Consider the following 16999-nt stretch of genomic DNA (forward strand, 5'->3'; position numbering starts at 1 on the left):
TAAAGGGCCACATGCCCTTCTTACTGCCTGGCTCTACCGAAGAATTTCTTCTTGCTGGATTTTGCAGGAAACAGGCCCAAAACGGCTTCCGCCACTTTAACCGGGTAATCCGATTCCAGAATATCGGCCCCACCCTGGAATACTCCCCGATACGCCTGGGCTTGCGCCTCTGTATCTGTAAGTTTATCATAACTGGGTGCCGCCGAAATCATACACATGACCCCACGCTGATGCAGCAGGTCAAAAAGCACTTTATTCTCTGGTTTATTCTGAGGGCCTATGTAAGCAATCATGTGTGACCAGGGTATTCCTGCCGCCTCATACTCTTCCAGGGCTTTTCTGGTCTTCACAAAGGCCGAAAACATAATGTCTTTGTTTCGGTCATAGTAGAATTTAGCTTGCGCGGCAGTATGCACCGTAACCATGACATGGGCTTCAGCTTTCTGCTTTTGTAGCAGGGCTGCCGTCATTTCAAGCGGTACATCTTTCTTGTCAAGGTTTAGGATGGTCTTGCCTTTGCTCCATGCAATGGCTTCTTCCAGGGTAGGAATTCTGTGTTCTGTCACATTCCCCTTTACATCTTTAAGCCGCAGTGCCTTTAGCTCCTCCCAGGTATGGTCAGATACTTTACCGCTCCCCGTGGTGGTCCGATCAAGGGTAGCGTCGTGCATCAGCACAATGACACTGTCTTTGGTGAGGCGGGGATCTACCTCAAAAAAGGCTGGTGTGGCGCGAAGCGTCTGCTCCATCGCCGCAATGCTATTTTCAGGAAATCCTTCCACCACCCCACCCCGATGCCCACTGATAATGGGAATGTCCTGGCCCGTGTACTTGAAAAAGGCTCTTATGTCTTTGGGTTTGCTGACTTTTATGGTATGTAGGGTTTGCTGGGCGTAAGTGTCGGCCCCCAGGAGAAAACCGGCTAACAAAAGAGCGGCACGAAAAGAGGTAGGTAATTGCATAAGAGGTTATCAATCAAGTACTGGAATGATTCTTAAAGGAAGTTCATTGAAGGACAGGCAGCTTAACTTTTGCCCATGGCCATGTAATTCACTTAAGCTCTACCCTGGCCAAAACCGGCAAATGGTCAGAGGGGTAAATCGTGTCTTTCGCTTCCTTGAGCACCTTATATGCTAACACGCGAAAGAGATTGTTAGTGAAGACATAATCTATGCGCCTATTCAATGGCCTGTTGTAGTCCATGGCATTGTAAGTTCCTTCCGGACCTTCCGGGGCAGCCATACTCACGTCTTTACTGTCCACCATAAATGATTTTAAAACCGTGATAGGCGCTGTAGCAGGGGTAGTATTCATATCACCCGCCAGAATAACTGGTTTTCCTTCTGCTATCTTCTGTATCCTCTCTTTTAAGAGTTCGGCAGATTTCAAGCGTGCTTCGCTGCCAACATGATCAAGATGCGTATTAAACACAAAGAATTCTTGCCCGGTATTCTTGTCGTGAAACTGGGCCCAGTTACAGATTCTAAGCACGGCCGCATCCCAACTTTTAGACGGCACCTCGGGGGTTTCAGACATCCAGAAATGTCCCCATTTCCTCACTGTGAACCGGGCCTTGTTATAATAGATTGCTACAAACTCACCACTTCCAGATGCTTTGCCCGTGTTTCTGGCCACGCCTACTTTGTAAAAACCGGTTGCCCGGCTGATATCTTCACCCTGGTTCTGGTAATCTTCCTGCGCACAAAGAATATCTACCTTGTTTATTTTAATCTGGGAGATGACTCGGTCTTTCCGTTCTGCCCAGGAATACCCTCTTGGCCGGCCGGAGTCATCTTGCAGTACATTATAGCTCATGACCTGAACAGCTGAACTCTTGGATGGGCCCTCCCCGGAATCAACAATAGGGGAAGGATCATGCTCTGAGCTGTTTTTGCAGGCATGCAGTGCCGTTGCCAAGCTTAGCAACATCAACAGCAGCAATCTTTGCAGAGGTAGAATACATCTACGGCTTTGCGTTTTAGTAAAGGGGAAGTAACAGATCTTGTAATTATTCACTGAAAGCAGTAATTAAGAGAAAGGACCAGACGGTACATCTTGCCCAGGGAGAAACGCTGCCAGCTATTGAGGTGGGTACCCATTTTTGATTCAGATTCCACCTCAATAGCTGGCAGATGAACAGGTGTCTTCAAACTACCACCGCGTGGTCCCCACCAGCGGGGGACAAGTTTATCTATGCGGGCTCCAGCACTTTTGCCTTACACCTTCACCTCCATAAACTTGTTCCGCTTACGACTTTCTTCTGCCATAAAGCCCATGATGTGGCTTTCAATAGATTCATCAATAGTAGAGGTCAACAAGGCAGGATTCTGCTGAGACACTGCCTGCACAAAATCACGCACTAACAGCCAATCTCCCCCTCCGTGGCCGCTGTTCTTGTAGCCTTCCACATCTTCGGCCTTGGGTTTGAGTTTAAGTTCTTTCCCTGTTCTGAAATCTTTCACCACCAACTCATTCATGTCGCCTACCATATCTCCCATGGCCCCCATTATACGGGTTCTTCTTCCGTGGTAAGAAGTAAAGGCCTCCATGGAGAAACTGGCGGTTACATTGTCTTCAAACTGAATGGTGGTTACATAATGGTCTGGCTGATCATTCTCCATTCTGTAAACACAACGCCCGTAATTCGTGGTTTTTAGGCGCTCCATGATCACCTCGCTGAGCTTGCTTTTATCAGCTGGCAGATCAAGCACAAACGTTCTTTTTCTATTGTCATGATAATGCCTGATTGCCGAATAAGGACATTCGCGTTCCACCGCACACCCGTCTGTACAACGAGCGGTACTTCCTGCCGGGGCATTCTCTTTACGGAACCATTTCAGGTCGCCCATGGCCGCAATGCGCTCACTTTTCTTGTTTATGACCCATTTCACAATGTCTAAATCGTGGCAAGACTTTGCCAAAATGATTGGGCTTGTTTCCTTGGAGTTATGCCAGTTACCACGCACGTAAGAGTGTGCCATGTGTAAATGCTCAATAGGCTCAAAGTGTTGCACGCTTATCACCTCGCCAATTGCTCCTGCGGCTATCAGCTCCCGCATTTTTACAAAGTAGGGCGCATAACGCAGCACATGGCACACAGCCACAATGCGGCCAGTTTTCTTTGCCAGTTTGTAGATATCGCGGCACTCCTTTTCTGTGGGTGCAATTGGCTTTTCCAACAATACATCATACCCCATGGCCAATGCTTTCATGCAAGGCGCATAGTGCAGGTTATCTGGCGTGGAGATGATAACAGCATCGGCGAACTTGGGCCGTTTGAACACATCTTCCCAGGTTTCAAATCTGTTCTCGTCTGCTATGTTGTGCTGTTTGGCATAGCGGTCGTTCCGGAATGGAAGAGGCTCTGCTACTCCAACAATATCTAATTGATCGGGAAATTTAGAGGCAAAGTTTCCGTAAACAGTTCCCCTGCTCCCGGCACCAAGTGTAATGGCAGTCACAGGTTTAGCAAGCGGCTTGTGTAAGGGATTAACCGGGAGCGTGTAAGCGTAGGTGTTATCCGCTAATTTAGCTAGTGCCTCCGTGCTGATAACGGCGGCACCTATACTCAGCCCCAATGATTTAAGAAGTTTACGGCGGTTCATGTACGTGTATTTTTTGTAATGCTTTGCTTTTAGTGGTTACCCAAGCCAACTCCCCTTGGGAAAATTAATCTAGAATGCTTTTATGAAGACCTTCCCCCTCCTATGACCAGCAAAGGAATAGTCTTTAGAGAGACAGGTACTTTCTGCACTTCTTTTCTAAAGTAGGTAGGAAACAGCGATGTTTCTCCGGCATTTGGAGGAACATCGCTTTGCCTGTGACATTATTTCCGGGTGATTCTAATCTCAGAAATTACCGGCTTTTTATTGTTCAGCACGTCCTCCTCACTCCCTACTGTATAACTTACCACTTCCATCTTTACCCCTAACCCTTCTCTGAACATGATGTGATCTACCACAAAGGCTGGGGCATTGGCAGGGAATGTTAACGTACATCCCAGGCAACCAGGAGTAAACTGGCTGTAGAGGGTTTGCATGTGGGGAGCGGTTTGTGAATCAAAATAGAAATTACCTCCCATGATGACAGGTAACTGAGTAGTACCTAAGATTTCCAGCAATCTCTGGGCTTGTAAGGGTTGGTCCCTGTTTCGGTTAGTAGCAGAGCCATCTTCCATCTGTACGGCTACAAACATTAAATCAAACCCTTCTACCACCTCAACGGTAGCGTACCCAAGCGGACGAGTTGTGGCTCCAGGCAAAAGAGTAGGCCCAAACTTCTCCTTGATAGGAAAACGAGACAAAAGTGAAGGACCATATTCCCCTCCTCTGTATGGCCACCCAGATGCAAAAAGATAGTTCATGCCCAGTTTATCTGCAATTACCTTCCCCTGGTCAATTGCTGGATCCGTTCGGGTATTGTAACTATCAATTTCCCGCAAGGCCACCAAATCTGGATTATACTTCCTGATCAATGCTTCAACCTCCTCTAGATTGGCCTTGCTGTTGGAGATTCCAAAAGACATTACTTTCAACGTGACATCAACGGGAACAGGCTTCTTGAGTACGGTAAAGCTTGCAACAGTAGTGCCGTCTCCGTTGGTGAGGGCAATGGGTTGCGCTCCTACCGCTGCATTGACAGGAACAGTTACTGTAATCTTGGAGGCTATAGAATCTAAAGTATATTCAGTGGCTTCTGTACTACCAATCATTACAGAGATAACATCTTTGAAGTTAAAACCAGTAATAGTCACTGTACTCCCCTGTACGCTTTCTGCGGGAGCAACTGAATAGATAACTGGTTTATAGATCTGGGGTGGTTCATAGTCTGCCCACGGCCCTGCACTGTCACATGAGGACACTAAAAGCAGAAGGAAGGCAAAAATTGTATTGATACTCAACAGCTTTTTCATACAAACAATTGAACAGTAATGGGGATTAATAATTGGGATTTTGCTCCATGTTGGGATTTGCCATTATCTCATTCTGAGGAATAGGCCAATAATAGTCCCTGTTGGCCCTGGCAGTTCTCTGCTCTACTAGTATGGCCTGTTCGGTTTCTGGGTGAACTGCACCGTATACAGGTCCATTCATCACCGCTTCAAAAATCCCCCACCTACGAATGTCAAAATAGCGCACTGCTTCAAAGGCTAGCTCAACTTGCCGCTCCCTTCTAACAAGTTCCCGCATTTTTTCCTGTGAGTTGTAGGCAGCTACATCCACATCTGGCATGCCAGCCCTGTTACGAATGGCATTCAGGTATTTCAAAACATCAGGATGATTCCATTCCCCCTCTTCTACCAGTGCCTCCACATAATTCAACAGAACCTCTGCGTATCTGATAATCATGTAGTCCAGAGTCCGGGAACCATTCCTGTCTTTCGGGTCCAGGTATTTGTTTATCCAAAAGCCTGTTGCTGTAGAATATTGATCGCCAATTCTGTCTGCGTTTTTAGGGTCAGAATTAAACGGATCCAAAACATTTGTATCATATTCTTGCCCTGGAAGTAGGACTGACGCGGCTAGCCGGGGGTCTCTGTTGTTTTTATAAGTAGGATCACGCTGATAAATGGCAGCAGAGTCAGGGCCTAATTCCCAGATGGTTTTGCCTTGCTTGGTCTCAAAACTATTAACAATGGCGGCGGTGGGCGACACAACGGTTTCCCCGCCTATCCCTTTCGGGGCGAAAGTGTTCCAAGCGCCTGAAGAGCCAGACTCCCGGTAGAAAATCCGTTCTTTGTTGAGCTCACCCGTGTAGGTGAAAAGATCAGCATAGCTGTTTTTTTTGTCTACACTCTCATACAACTCATATAGGTTAGAGTCAATTATCTTCCTGGCCGCCATTCTGGCATCATCATACTTATGATGGAACAGAGCCAATCTGCTGATCAACGCCCAACAAATGCCAGAAGTAATTCTGGTCCTGTCATTAAAGCTATACTCGGCAGGCAGATTGTTGGCGGCAGCAGTTAGTTCTGACACCACAAACTCGTATACTTCCTCTTTCGTGTTTCTTGGCAGTGCGCTCTCATTAGGAGTAACGGCCGAGGTTACAATAGGAACCCCACCGAAAAGCATCAGCAACTCCAGATGGTAATAGGCCCTAAGCGCCCTTGCTTCGTATTTATAGCGGGCTTTCAGAGATTCGTCCATGTAGACCTTGTCTACATGGTCAAGAAAGCGGGCTGCTCTCCTGATTGTTTTATAATTGTCTTGCCATATGTGCAACGACTTGTCAAAACTAGGACCTTGCAAGCCTTTTACATACGCTTCATAGTCACCCCGGGTGCTTTGCCTGGCCACCGCATCATCGCTCAAGGCAGATAAGAACTGCACTTGCCTGCCTGTTGCACCATGCGGAATTCCTACATATACACTTGCAAGGGCGGCCGTTGCATCTGCTTCGGTGTTCCACCATACTTCATCTGTCACGCTGGTAGGGTGGTCGTGGGTCAGGAAATCTTCACAACCAGAGAGTGACAGCAACAGCGCAGCACCCATTATATAGTAATACTTCTTATTCATTTTTGTGAGGTTAAAATCTTACACTCAGTCCTACTGTGTAGACTTCCATAATGCTGTATGTCCATTGATTACCACGGCTCTCAGGGTCTGTAAGCTTCAGGGAAGTGAAGGTTAAAGGGTTCTGCGCATTGACATAGAGGCGCGCATTGCTCACTCCCAGGCGTGCTAAAGAGGCGGGCTGCAGATTGTAGCCTAACTGTACATACTTGACCCGCAGGTAAGCCCCGTTCTGAAACCAAAAGTCTGATGATTCTCTATTGTTGATGGGAGAGGTACTGATTCTAGGAAACCTGGCATTGGTGCGTTGAGGGGTCCAGTAATTGCCGGCGTAATAAGTGGTAGGTACGCCACCGTCTCTGCTCATATCCAAAGGCAGGGCGAACATTCCTGTTAAGGGCACATCGCTCTTACCTGTTCCCTGGAGGAGGAATTCAAAATCAAAGTTTCTATAGGCAATCTGAAAATTAGAGAAGTAATTTAATCTTGGCACAGGATTACCAATGCGGGTCTGATCATTGGTGGCGTCAATCACGCCATCACCGTTGAGGTCCAGGTATTTGATATCACCAGGTGCCGCATCAGGCCGTAAGGGCACCAGGGGGTTTCCCTCAGCATCAAAATCACTTTCTTGTAAAAGACCGTTGGTTCTATATCCGTAGATGCTTCCAATAGCGCCACCCACCTCATTAATGGTAGTAGAAGTGGTACCCACAAAGTTGGGTACAAGGTAGGTTATCTCATTGCTGTTGTAGGTTACACCCGGCCTCACAGAAAAGCTGAGATGATTACTGATTTTATCATTATAGTTCAATGAGGCTTCCCATCCTCTGTTCCTTACTTCGCCCGCATTGATTGGCACCTCCCCTTGAAAACCGCCCACATCTGGTAACAGCGGGCTAAGGATGATATCCTTGGTTCGTTTGTCATAGACATCAACAATAAGTTCTACCTTATTATCATGGAATAAACCTATATCCAAGCCCACATTGAACATGTTCACCGTTTCCCAGGTGATGCCAGGGTTGCCATAGGTGCTCTCCAGACCGTTGGAGGGACTAATGATTGTCTGGTACCGGTATAAGCCAATGTTCTCGTTGCCTAACTGGCCATATGAAGCCCTAAGCTTCAGGTTATTGATCACATCTACCCCCTGCAGAAACGATTCATTGTGTATGTTCCAACCAACTGCCGCAGAAGGGAAGTAACCAAATTTGTGGCCAGGGCCGAATTTAGAGGAGCCATCCATCCGGATAGTTCCTTCCAACAGATACCTGTCTTTGAAGGAGTAGTTTAGCTTGGCATAGGCAGATACCATTGAGTTGATATTCCAGTCGCCTCTGTTGTTCTCCTCTTGAGAGTATCCGGCCATGGCAAAGATGTAATGGTCATCCAAATCAAGGGTGTAATCTGCATTGGCGGCCATGTAGTAATAGGTGGTCCTATCCATGGAAGCTTCTCTCTGCGTATCCCAGGTCCTCAGCAATTGGCCCGTGTAATAATCAAAGAAGTTTGTATTCTCGCGGGTAGTTCTGTTGGCGTCGCTGTTCAGCCTGAAACTGAATTGTCCGTTCAGGTTAAAGTTTGGAAACACTTCCCACTTGGGCTGCAGGTTAAGGCTAGTCTGGCTGTCTTCCGCTTTGATGGCACCGCCTCTTTCAGCAAAGGCCAGTGGGTTTACGATGTCAACATAATGTCCATAGTGGCTGACCCCGTTCACGGCCGGATACCTGGGCAGAATGGTTGGGGGTACTCTGTAGATATCTTCCAGCAGCCTGCTTCCCCCGGCCCTGGTAGCTTTGTTGGGCTGACTTGTGTTTCTTCTGATAGCCAGTAGATCAAGGTTAACCAAAAACTTATCACTGAGGGAGAAAGAAGAATTAGCCCGGATGTTGAATCTGCTCATGCTCGTATTGGGGAGCATTCCCTCCTGATCCATGTAATTCGCCGTTACGGCAAACCGGGCCAGGCTATTTCCCCCACTCAGTGAAAGCGAATGGCTGGTGATGGGTGCTGCCCGGTTTATCATCAGGTTTCGCCAGTTTGTATTTGGGTACTTCACCGGGTCTGCCCCAGATCTGGTGAGTTGGATATCTTCTTCTGTAAAATTGGGAGACTGCCCTGCGTTTAACTGCCCCTCATTGTACATGCTCATATAAGTAGGAGCATCAACTACTTCAGGCAAATTGGTAGGGCTCTGCACTCCATAAAACCCATCATACCCTACCGTAACCTTGCCAGGCACCCCTCTTTTGGTGGTAACCAGAATTACGCCGTTTGCGGCCCTGGCCCCATAGATGGCTGCCGCAGCCGCGTCTTTTAGCACCGTCACGCTCTCTACAGTGACCGGATCTATGTGGTTCATGTCCATAGGTACCCCATCTACCAGCACCAATGGATTGGAATTTCCTAATGTGCTTACCCCTCTTATCTTGATAGCGGCGGCATCGCCCCCCGGCAAACCTGAGCTTTGCGTTACCTGCAGGCCTGTCACCCCCCCTTGCAGGGATTGCGACAGGGTAGTTATGGGCTTGCCCACAATGTTTGAGGCAACATCTAAGGTGGCAATTGAACTGGCAATGTGTCTCTTCTTTTGCTCTGAAAGACCTACCACCACTACTTCATTCAGCGCGGCAACATCTTCCCTTAAGGAAAGAACAAAGTTGCTTTCATTCTTTTGCACCGTATATTCCTCGCCCACAAAGCTTACCATGGAAAAGGTGAGTACTTCCCCTTTCCTGACTTTGATTGAAAAGTTTCCATCTATGTCTGTCACGGTGCCTCTATCTGTACCTTTAACAATGACAGAAACACCTGGCAGGGCACCTGGCGGCTCATTAGTGTCAAACACCCGCCCCTTCACGGTGAGGGGTTCAGAGCTTTGTTCTACCTGTGCCTTGGGTTTCGGAGATTTGCGTACCACAATCGTATTAGGCAATACCGTAAATTCCAGTCCCTCCTTATCCCGCAGAAACCTTAGAACCTCACTTAGGGGTGCCCCTTTGAAGTCTATTATTGAAATTTTAGAACCCTCAAGGGAGGCTTTGTCGTAAGTAAAAGAAATAGCGGTTTGTCTGTTGAGCTCTTTGATGACCGTCTCAGCCGAAGTGTTTCTAAGTGTGATGCTTACTTTTTTCTGCAGGTCATGTGCCTGTGCGTGTAGTACCGCTACTGAGCCCCAAAGCACAAGCACGAACAGGAGGATTTTAAATCCCGCCTTCTGTAAGACAGGATATTGAAAAGAATTGGTTACTTTTATCATTACAGTAAAATGAAGGATAAGCGATAAAACCTGGCAGGGTCATATCTTTTTTGAATTCATGGAGAGGCATCGGTGCAACGATGCCTTTTTTTATTAGAGATTAGTTATTTCCAGTGCTCCCCCTTTCCTGACTAGTTTCAAATTGTGAAGTAGCAATATGGCCTCCAACGCTTGCTCGGCTTCAGCACTTTTGTACTCCCCTGTTACCTTTTTTCCTTTCAGGGAAAGAGCGGGGTCTATGTGTATAGTGAGGTGATGGAGGTGCTGCACCCGCTTTATGGCATCCAGCAGAGGGATGTCATTGAAGATGATTTTATTCTCCAGCCAGGCACCTATGTGCTGCCTGGCTACAGGCTGAATGGTTCCCAGCTGCCCGCTTCGGTCGTAGACCAACATTTGGCCGGGGTCCAGAGCATAATGCCGTTTGTCGGCGCCCTCTACCAGTACTTTGCCCCGGAGCAGCGCTACACGTACCTGTTCTTCTCCTTCGTAAGCCTCCACGTTGAAGGCGGTGCCCAGTACATGGGTGCTGGTGTGATGGGTTTCTACGATGAATGGCCGCTGGCTGTCTTTCTTCACGTCGAAGAAGGCCTCACCGCTAAGCCTTACTTTTCGGTTTGTTTTATTGTAGGTTTCATCAAACTCCAGCGTAGCGTACTTGTTGAGTGTCACCTGGGTGCCATCTGGCAGCGCCACCTTTCTCAGGTCGCTTCCATCTGATGCTACCACCGTAACAGCTGGGGTATTGAAGTATCTATCCCCTAGAAACAGCCCTAGCAACAGCAAGATAGAGGCTGCCACAGCCCTGAGCCATGTCGGGAAGGGATTTAACTTTCTAACTGGTGCTTCCGCAGGGCGGATACGGGCATGAATGTTTCGCTGTATCTCTTGCCGAACCTTTTCCTCTTCTGCGAAGTCCCGGAAAACAACCTGATCGCTCACATCAAGGTGGCGAACCCACTTTTGGAGAAGAATGGCTTCTTCCTCACTGGCCAGTCCTTTGAGGTATTGGTCCAGCAGATGCTCTAGTTGTTCTTTTTCAGGTTGCATACACTAGGTAGTGCCATGCCACGCTAAAAAGTACTATGCCTTTTGTGTTACCTTTATGTTACTTATTGAACACCAGAATCAGCAGCATACTCACGGGTAGTTCATATGCATGTTCCTGCACGGCCTTGCGCAGCCGTTGCATGGCTGTACCGGTCTGGTTCTTAACCGTTTGCGGAGATATATTCAGAGCTACAGCTACTTCGGCCACAGATCGTTCGCCAGACCTCATCATCTGGAAAACGTTCCGCATCTTCTCGGGCATCTCCTGGATTGCCTGATTGATAATCACTTGCAACTGTTCAAACTCTACCTCAAACTCGTGCTGTGATACCGAACCAGGAGCATACTCTTGCTGGGTGCTTTGTTGCGTAAACTCCTGGAAAATACGGATATGTTTGTCCTGTACCCCTTTGCTACGAAAGTGGTGAAAGGCTTTGTAGTAAAGGCTTGAAATAAGGTAGGTACTTAAGGAAGAAGTGATCAAAACCTTGTCACGCTTGTTCCAGAACTCCACAAACAGGTCCTGCACCAGGTCCATGGCATCCTCTTTACACCCTACCTTTTTTATGGCCGCTGCATACAGCTTTTTCCAATAGCGGTTATAAAGTTCATCAAAGGCCTCGTCATCTCCCCGGCGGATTTGCTGAAGAAGAGTCTGTTCGTCTATTTGCGCTAAACGTCCCATCCTGCCAAAATTAACGGCCTCGCTAAGCAGACACAACGGCAGAGGCATTATCAAATTATTAACATACAGTTTGTTCTGACAGGGCCCGCATTCTTGGAGTGAGGTAACTAGCTTGGTAGAGGTCTTTGATTCAACCCTTGTTACCACCTATGCTTTATGTAGTGTGTAAGCTTCCCGTATGATGAGCCATTGCAGAGTTGTTTTTCAAGTTGCCATTCCCTCCAGGAACTCCGCTGGGGACTCTAAAATTAAGCACCTGATGTAGCCGACGTTGGTCAATTCCTGTTTCTATCTACCTTCTGGCGCACGCCCCCAAGCAGCCACGAATTAAATTTAAAACAACCTATAAATAAGCAACTTACAGGCTGCTTTGCTTTTATACACACCTAAAAAGGTAAAGCTCCCCATCAACAGACCTCATAGAACCAATCTTCAAAGCTAAAGATTAGAAGCAGCTATCGGCAGCTACTCAACTTTATCAGCTTTTATCATAATCCCCCCTGTGGGCAACTAACCTCGGTAATGCCGCTTTCAGGGCAACATTGGACTGGTATGACATGCGATGGAGCCCGTCTACCATTTGTCTTATTAGCTTTTAAAACAAGGAAATAAAGATCCGGCGGTTCCCGGCTTAAGGTGACGTTGCACATACCCCAAGCAGGTGTTTCAAGCCTCTTTTCAGATTGGAGGATTGCTCAACTGCCCCATTGAAATACCTAATAGTCAAGGAGATACTTGGGCCCCTTGAATGCAGCTAAACCAGAGGCGGCCAGGTTTACCCACAACTAACGCAATTGCCAGTTATTCATAAGTGGGCGGCTATTGTTTCAGCCATTCAATGGCCGGTTCTACCTCTGAGAAGCTCTCGAACTGAATGGGAAGGTAATTGGAATTGAACACCTTGCTTACCAGGTGCTCCCTGAAGACGCTGGAGGAAACAACCCGGGCCACCTTCTGTACGCGCGTGGCCGCCAGGTCCTGCACAAATTTCGAAATCAACGGCGCAAACACGTCTTCCTGCACATCCACCTGGGTTTCGCGGGCATCAAACAGGAGTTTCTTTATGTCGTAGTTGCGGGCATGTTCCACAATAATGCCAAAGGACCGGCTAATCTCGGGGAGGAGAATATCACGTACCGGCGGCAAGTTAACCGAAAGAATATCTGTGCCGGGGTCAAACTCCAGGGTCAGGAACCCACTGTTGTAGAGGATCATGGTGGTATCAGCTGAGACACTACGCAAACGGCCCCAGGGGGCCAATCGTTACACCATGCTGCTAACAGGAAAGACTGGCACATACACTTTCCGGGGTTGACGCGCCCGGGCGGACTTCCCGGCCCCGAGCAAGGCTTGGGAGCCATGACGCAAAAAGGCAAGGCACAATGCCGGAAAGGCTTAAGCGCCTCTTGCGTACCGTCTCCTCCAGAATAAACGCTTCACGCCCAGCAGAACAGGCTTTTCAACCAGGAAAGTCAGGAAAGAAGATACCCCAATGGCGGTGGCGGTCATGAGGACGACTTGAAGGAGCATGGGCAACGCGTGCAGGTAAGGCTTCAGGAAGAAGGAACCCATCACGTTGTGGATCAGGTACAGACAATAGGAAACGGAGGCGAGGTACAGCATGGCCTTATTGGTGATGAAAGCAAGGCCTTTGTTGATGGCCAGGTAAAACACCGCGTAGTAGAGACCCGTCATGGCTACATGCTCCGGCATGAGCAGGTTCTGGGCGTGGTACTTACGGGTATAATGCTGGAACACCGCCAGGGTGGTGAAAAAGCAGAACGAGAGCAGGAGCCACCTCAGCCTGGTTGCGCCGTGGTACTTAAGCTTGTTGAAGATGATGCCGGCGTAAAAGGCGGGCCACACGGGCAACAACGGAAAGTACCCCATCAATTGCCAATGCACCTTGCCAAACCAGCCCAGGGGAACGGCACTGGCAACAAACAAGTACAGCAGCACCGCGGCCCCAATCCACTCCAGCTGTTTTACCCAACCCAGAAACAGGGCCGCTCCCATGGCCACGTAGAAGAGCACCTCTATCAACAGGGTCCAGTACACTCCATCTAAGTAAGGTATTTTGAGGTAGTAGTTGACAAACGTGAGGTTGGTGAGGTACTGCACCAGAAGGCTCCCCAGGGGCATGCCATAGTTGATCCTGTACACCAGAAACATCAAAAAGGTGATGGAAACACACAGCCAGAAGGTGGGAACCAGGCGCAGGAAGCGCTTTTTGAAGTAGTCAGAAACGGTGGGCCGGGCAGTCACCAAATTGTACCCCACAAAACCGCTGATGATAAAGAACAAATCGGTGCCGCTGGAGAATAGGTCTACGTAGGCCCGGTAAGGAGTGCCTTTGGTGAAATGGAAAATCACCACCAGGAAGGCAGTCAGCCCCCGGATGCAATCAAGCTCCACTATGCGCTTAGAGGCCGTGCTGGCCCTGGCGCGCGGGCGAATCTGAAATTCAGAAGCAATCTTAGGCTCTAGTACCGTTTGACTCATAGGCTTACCAAGAATTTGCCAACTACTTATTTTTACTGGCTCCTTTTCCGCAAAGGGAACCAAGGATTTGCTTTCGCCCCAGGCGTGGGCACAGGTAACCCTTTAGTCCTCAAGCTACTGCAAAGGAGCCCTAATATTAAATATTTTACATATAAAATCTAATTTCTCGCTCCCGACACTTTTTACCAACCCCAAATACTCCTACTTACCGGTCTCTGCCAGTCCCCAAAAGGGCCTCTCCCGAAAGCGGCTTGATTTCTGAAAAACAGACCAAAAACACTTGCTCAAAGAAATACTTCTGCTCTGAATGGAGAGAAAAGAGGGCCATTGGGTCTAAATTCCAAAAGCGGAACTGGTCTATTGCAAACAGGCCGCTTTGGGGAGAAACAGGAGACCGCGGCCCCTCAGAATTGAAATTTTACAACAAAAAATTTTTACTGGACCCTAAAATGGTAAGATGCCGATGGCCCCCTTCCGGCAAGGATACCCTTGGCACAAAAAAAGGAGGGCTCTGGGGCCCTCCTTTTTCTGTGCACGCACTCTTATATCGTGCTCTCGTGTATGGAAGTATGTTCTGGTAACCAGGCTTTTATTGGTAGGCGTATCCTAAAGAAAACGAAGCAACCGATACATCACCGGTTCTGTTTCTGGCCAAGCTGCTTTGAGGCAGATTTCAGGAAAAAGGGCAGAAAATAGCCCGTGATGCTACAACCTGCAAAGTGCCGACTGGATTGTACGGCAAGGCGCAGGGGTGTACTGGCGGTTAATGATACTCAAAGGCGGCCAGGGCCGGGGTTCTTTTGCTGATGCGGTTGCCCTGCAGCCATCTTTCGGCGGCCAGAATGCTGTCAAAGATGCAAACGTTCACATTCTCCACATTCAGCCTTCTTACGTAATCGGCATCCATGGTACTCATGGGCGGCTTCACCCAAGCGAAACACTTGCAGGTGGTATTGTCCAGGGCCTTGAACCCGTCGGTGAAGGCCCATTGGGCGGTTGCTTTCCAGTGGCTGTGTACGCGGGTATTGATGTTCAACACCTTGGTGCACTTTTCCTGGTCCAGCATCTGCAGCATGAGCGCACTCCCATCCAGGACATTCTGCTTGGTCACATCGCCCCACCAATCAATGTACATGGTATCCAAGTCGGCGTCTACCCCAATGGTCAGGTAAGGCTCAATCAACAAGATCGTTTTGGCCATAAAATTGAGTTTATGGAGGTGGGGGCCTCTGGTTTGAGTATTATTTAAAGAATAGTTTACAGGTACATACAGCAAACGGGTGGCTAGGGTTCCTGTTCGCAGCCAATAATTTAGAGATTCAGGCGCAGGAATGCAAAGGATTTTGGGGGCATTTTTTTAGAACTAAGCGTAAAACAGTCCTACTTCCCACCAAACTGCTCCAACTTGGCCTAGGTGATAAGTACGCTCTAAGCAGATCCGTTTTTACCGCAAAACAGTCTTACAGCAGGCAAAGCCGTACCTACCCCAACACTTGGGGTTTCGCCCTAAGTCCTGTTAACAATTACTTAACACAGCAGTAACATTCAGGCAATACGCTTCCTCTACTTTTGCAGCAGAAAAAAATAAGGGAAGAACTATTTACAAGAGATTACAGAACAGCTCTTCTCCTATTTTCATCTGGCAAATGATTCTGACTAAATCTATTACCAGAGACTAACGTTTACCTTGTTTAGGTTGCTGACTACTTCCTAAAGATTGTAGACTGAACATCCACCTTTTAACACCTGTTATGTTCTCACCCATAACAAAGAGCTTCTTGCTACAAAGCAAGTACACCAGGTATGCCTTTTTATTCGCCACCGTTTTCATGCTATTGACAGAAACCGTGTGCGCGCAGTCTGTAAATAAGACCAAGGGAGGCAAGGGACTTCAATTTGTTTCCGCGGACTCATTATTTTCTACCAAAATCAACCTCCGCATTCAGTCTCTGTATGTAGGGGAGTATAATCTAGATTCAGAAGAGTATACAGACCAGGTACAGATCAGGAGATCGCGCCTCAAGTTTGAGGGGTTTGCCTATGGCCCACAGTTTGAGTATAAACTGGAACTAGGGCTTAGCAACTCAGATATTGGCGGGGGCAACCAACGCGCCAATAACAATACCGCCAACATAATCCTGGATGCCTTCGTCAGATGGAACATCACCAGTAATCTGGGACTGGTCTTTGGCCAGACCAAATTGCCAGGCAACCGCGAACGAGTAATCTCCTCCCAAAAGATGCAGTTTGTAGACCGAAGTTTGCTGAACGCCCGCTACAACATTGACCGTGATGCCGGGGTGCAACTGCACCACCAGTTTGCGGTGGGGCCAGTGGTGTTCCGCGAGGTAGCGGCCGTTTCTATGGGAGAGGGACGCAACATCACCGCAGACAATGTGGGGGGCTATGATTTTACTGGCCGCTTTGAGGTGTTGCCATTTGGGGAGTTTGAGGGGGACGGTGACTACGTGGGCGCAGACCTGGCCCGGGAAGAAACCCCCAAGTTAGCAGTTGGAGTAACGTATGACTTCAACAAAGGCGCATCGCGTGAAAGAGGCCAGTTGGGAAGTTTCCTCTCCCAACAACGTGACCTCAAGACTTTCTTCGCCGACGCCATGTTCAAATACAGAGGTTTCTCTGCCATGGCCGAGTACGCCGACAAGCGGTCCTCAGGCTCTCCGGTGGTGGAGACAGACCCTGTAACCGGCGATGTCACCGATGCTTTCTTCACAGGCACTGGGTTCAACATCCAGGCAGGCTATCTGTTCAAGAACAACTTTGAAATAGCCGGTCGTTACACCTCCATCAACCCCGAAGCCCTTACACAGGACGCGGAAAACAAGCAATACACTTTAGGCTTATCTAAGTACATTCTAGGACACACCGTTAAAGCGCAAACAGATGTAAGTCTGTTGCGTGAGCAGCAAGACTGGAGCAACCTGATGTACCGCTTTCAATTTGAGATTGGCTTCTAACCTA

At 48.3% G+C, this 16999-nt stretch carries 12 protein-coding genes; 1 reads left to right on the forward strand and 11 read right to left on the reverse strand.

Annotated elements, in window-relative coordinates; all coding sequences use genetic code 11:
• Positions 1-20: 20 nt before the first annotated feature.
• From JT718_RS16150 to JT718_RS16200, 11 genes are all read right to left on the reverse strand, one after another.
• A complete protein-coding gene (locus JT718_RS16150; RefSeq protein WP_205503758.1) occupies positions 21-962 on the reverse strand; it encodes a glycerophosphodiester phosphodiesterase family protein in 942 nt (313 codons plus the stop codon).
• A gap of 88 nt (positions 963-1050) precedes the next feature.
• Positions 1051-1941 carry an endonuclease/exonuclease/phosphatase family protein gene (locus JT718_RS16155; RefSeq protein WP_205503760.1) on the reverse strand — a complete coding sequence of 297 codons (891 nt, stop codon included), beginning with the start codon at positions 1939-1941 and terminating at the stop codon, positions 1051-1053.
• A 275-nt stretch (positions 1942-2216) separates the two neighbouring features.
• Positions 2217-3605 carry a Gfo/Idh/MocA family protein gene (locus JT718_RS16160; protein ID WP_205503762.1) on the reverse strand — a complete coding sequence of 463 codons (1389 nt, stop codon included), beginning with the start codon at positions 3603-3605 and terminating at the stop codon, positions 2217-2219.
• Positions 3606-3826: 221 nt separating this feature from the next.
• Complete coding sequence (locus JT718_RS16165) at positions 3827-4912, reverse strand: endonuclease/exonuclease/phosphatase family protein (protein ID WP_205503769.1); 1086 nt, start codon at positions 4910-4912, stop codon at positions 3827-3829.
• Positions 4913-4937: 25 nt separating this feature from the next.
• A complete protein-coding gene (locus tag JT718_RS16170; RefSeq protein WP_205503771.1) occupies positions 4938-6524 on the reverse strand; it encodes a RagB/SusD family nutrient uptake outer membrane protein in 1587 nt (528 codons plus the stop codon).
• Between the two features lie 10 nt (positions 6525-6534).
• The gene (locus JT718_RS16175; RefSeq protein WP_205503773.1) at positions 6535-9783 is read right to left on the reverse strand and encodes a SusC/RagA family TonB-linked outer membrane protein; all 3249 of its coding nucleotides are present in this window, start codon (positions 9781-9783) and stop codon (positions 6535-6537) included.
• 93 nt (positions 9784-9876) lie between these two features.
• A complete protein-coding gene (locus JT718_RS16180) occupies positions 9877-10833 on the reverse strand; it encodes a FecR family protein (RefSeq protein WP_205503774.1) in 957 nt (318 codons plus the stop codon).
• 58 nt (positions 10834-10891) lie between these two features.
• A complete protein-coding gene (locus JT718_RS16185; protein WP_205503782.1) occupies positions 10892-11518 on the reverse strand; it encodes an RNA polymerase sigma factor in 627 nt (208 codons plus the stop codon).
• A gap of 819 nt (positions 11519-12337) precedes the next feature.
• A complete protein-coding gene (locus tag JT718_RS16190) occupies positions 12338-12733 on the reverse strand; it encodes a hypothetical protein (protein ID WP_205503784.1) in 396 nt (131 codons plus the stop codon).
• Positions 12734-12913: 180 nt separating this feature from the next.
• Entirely contained in the window at positions 12914-14020 is a 1107-nt protein-coding gene (locus JT718_RS16195; RefSeq protein WP_205503789.1) for an acyltransferase family protein, read from the reverse strand.
• A gap of 763 nt (positions 14021-14783) precedes the next feature.
• Entirely contained in the window at positions 14784-15221 is a 438-nt protein-coding gene (locus JT718_RS16200) for a hypothetical protein (protein WP_205503791.1), read from the reverse strand.
• 577 nt (positions 15222-15798) lie between these two features.
• On the opposite strand from JT718_RS16200, the gene JT718_RS16205 reads away from it, so the two are divergent.
• A complete protein-coding gene (locus JT718_RS16205; protein ID WP_240337134.1) occupies positions 15799-16995 on the forward strand; it encodes a porin in 1197 nt (398 codons plus the stop codon).
• The last annotated feature ends 4 nt before the right edge of the window (positions 16996-16999 follow it).

Source organism: Rufibacter psychrotolerans (genome assembly GCF_016924645.1).
In the GTDB taxonomy this organism is placed as follows: domain Bacteria; phylum Bacteroidota; class Bacteroidia; order Cytophagales; family Hymenobacteraceae; genus Nibribacter; species Nibribacter psychrotolerans.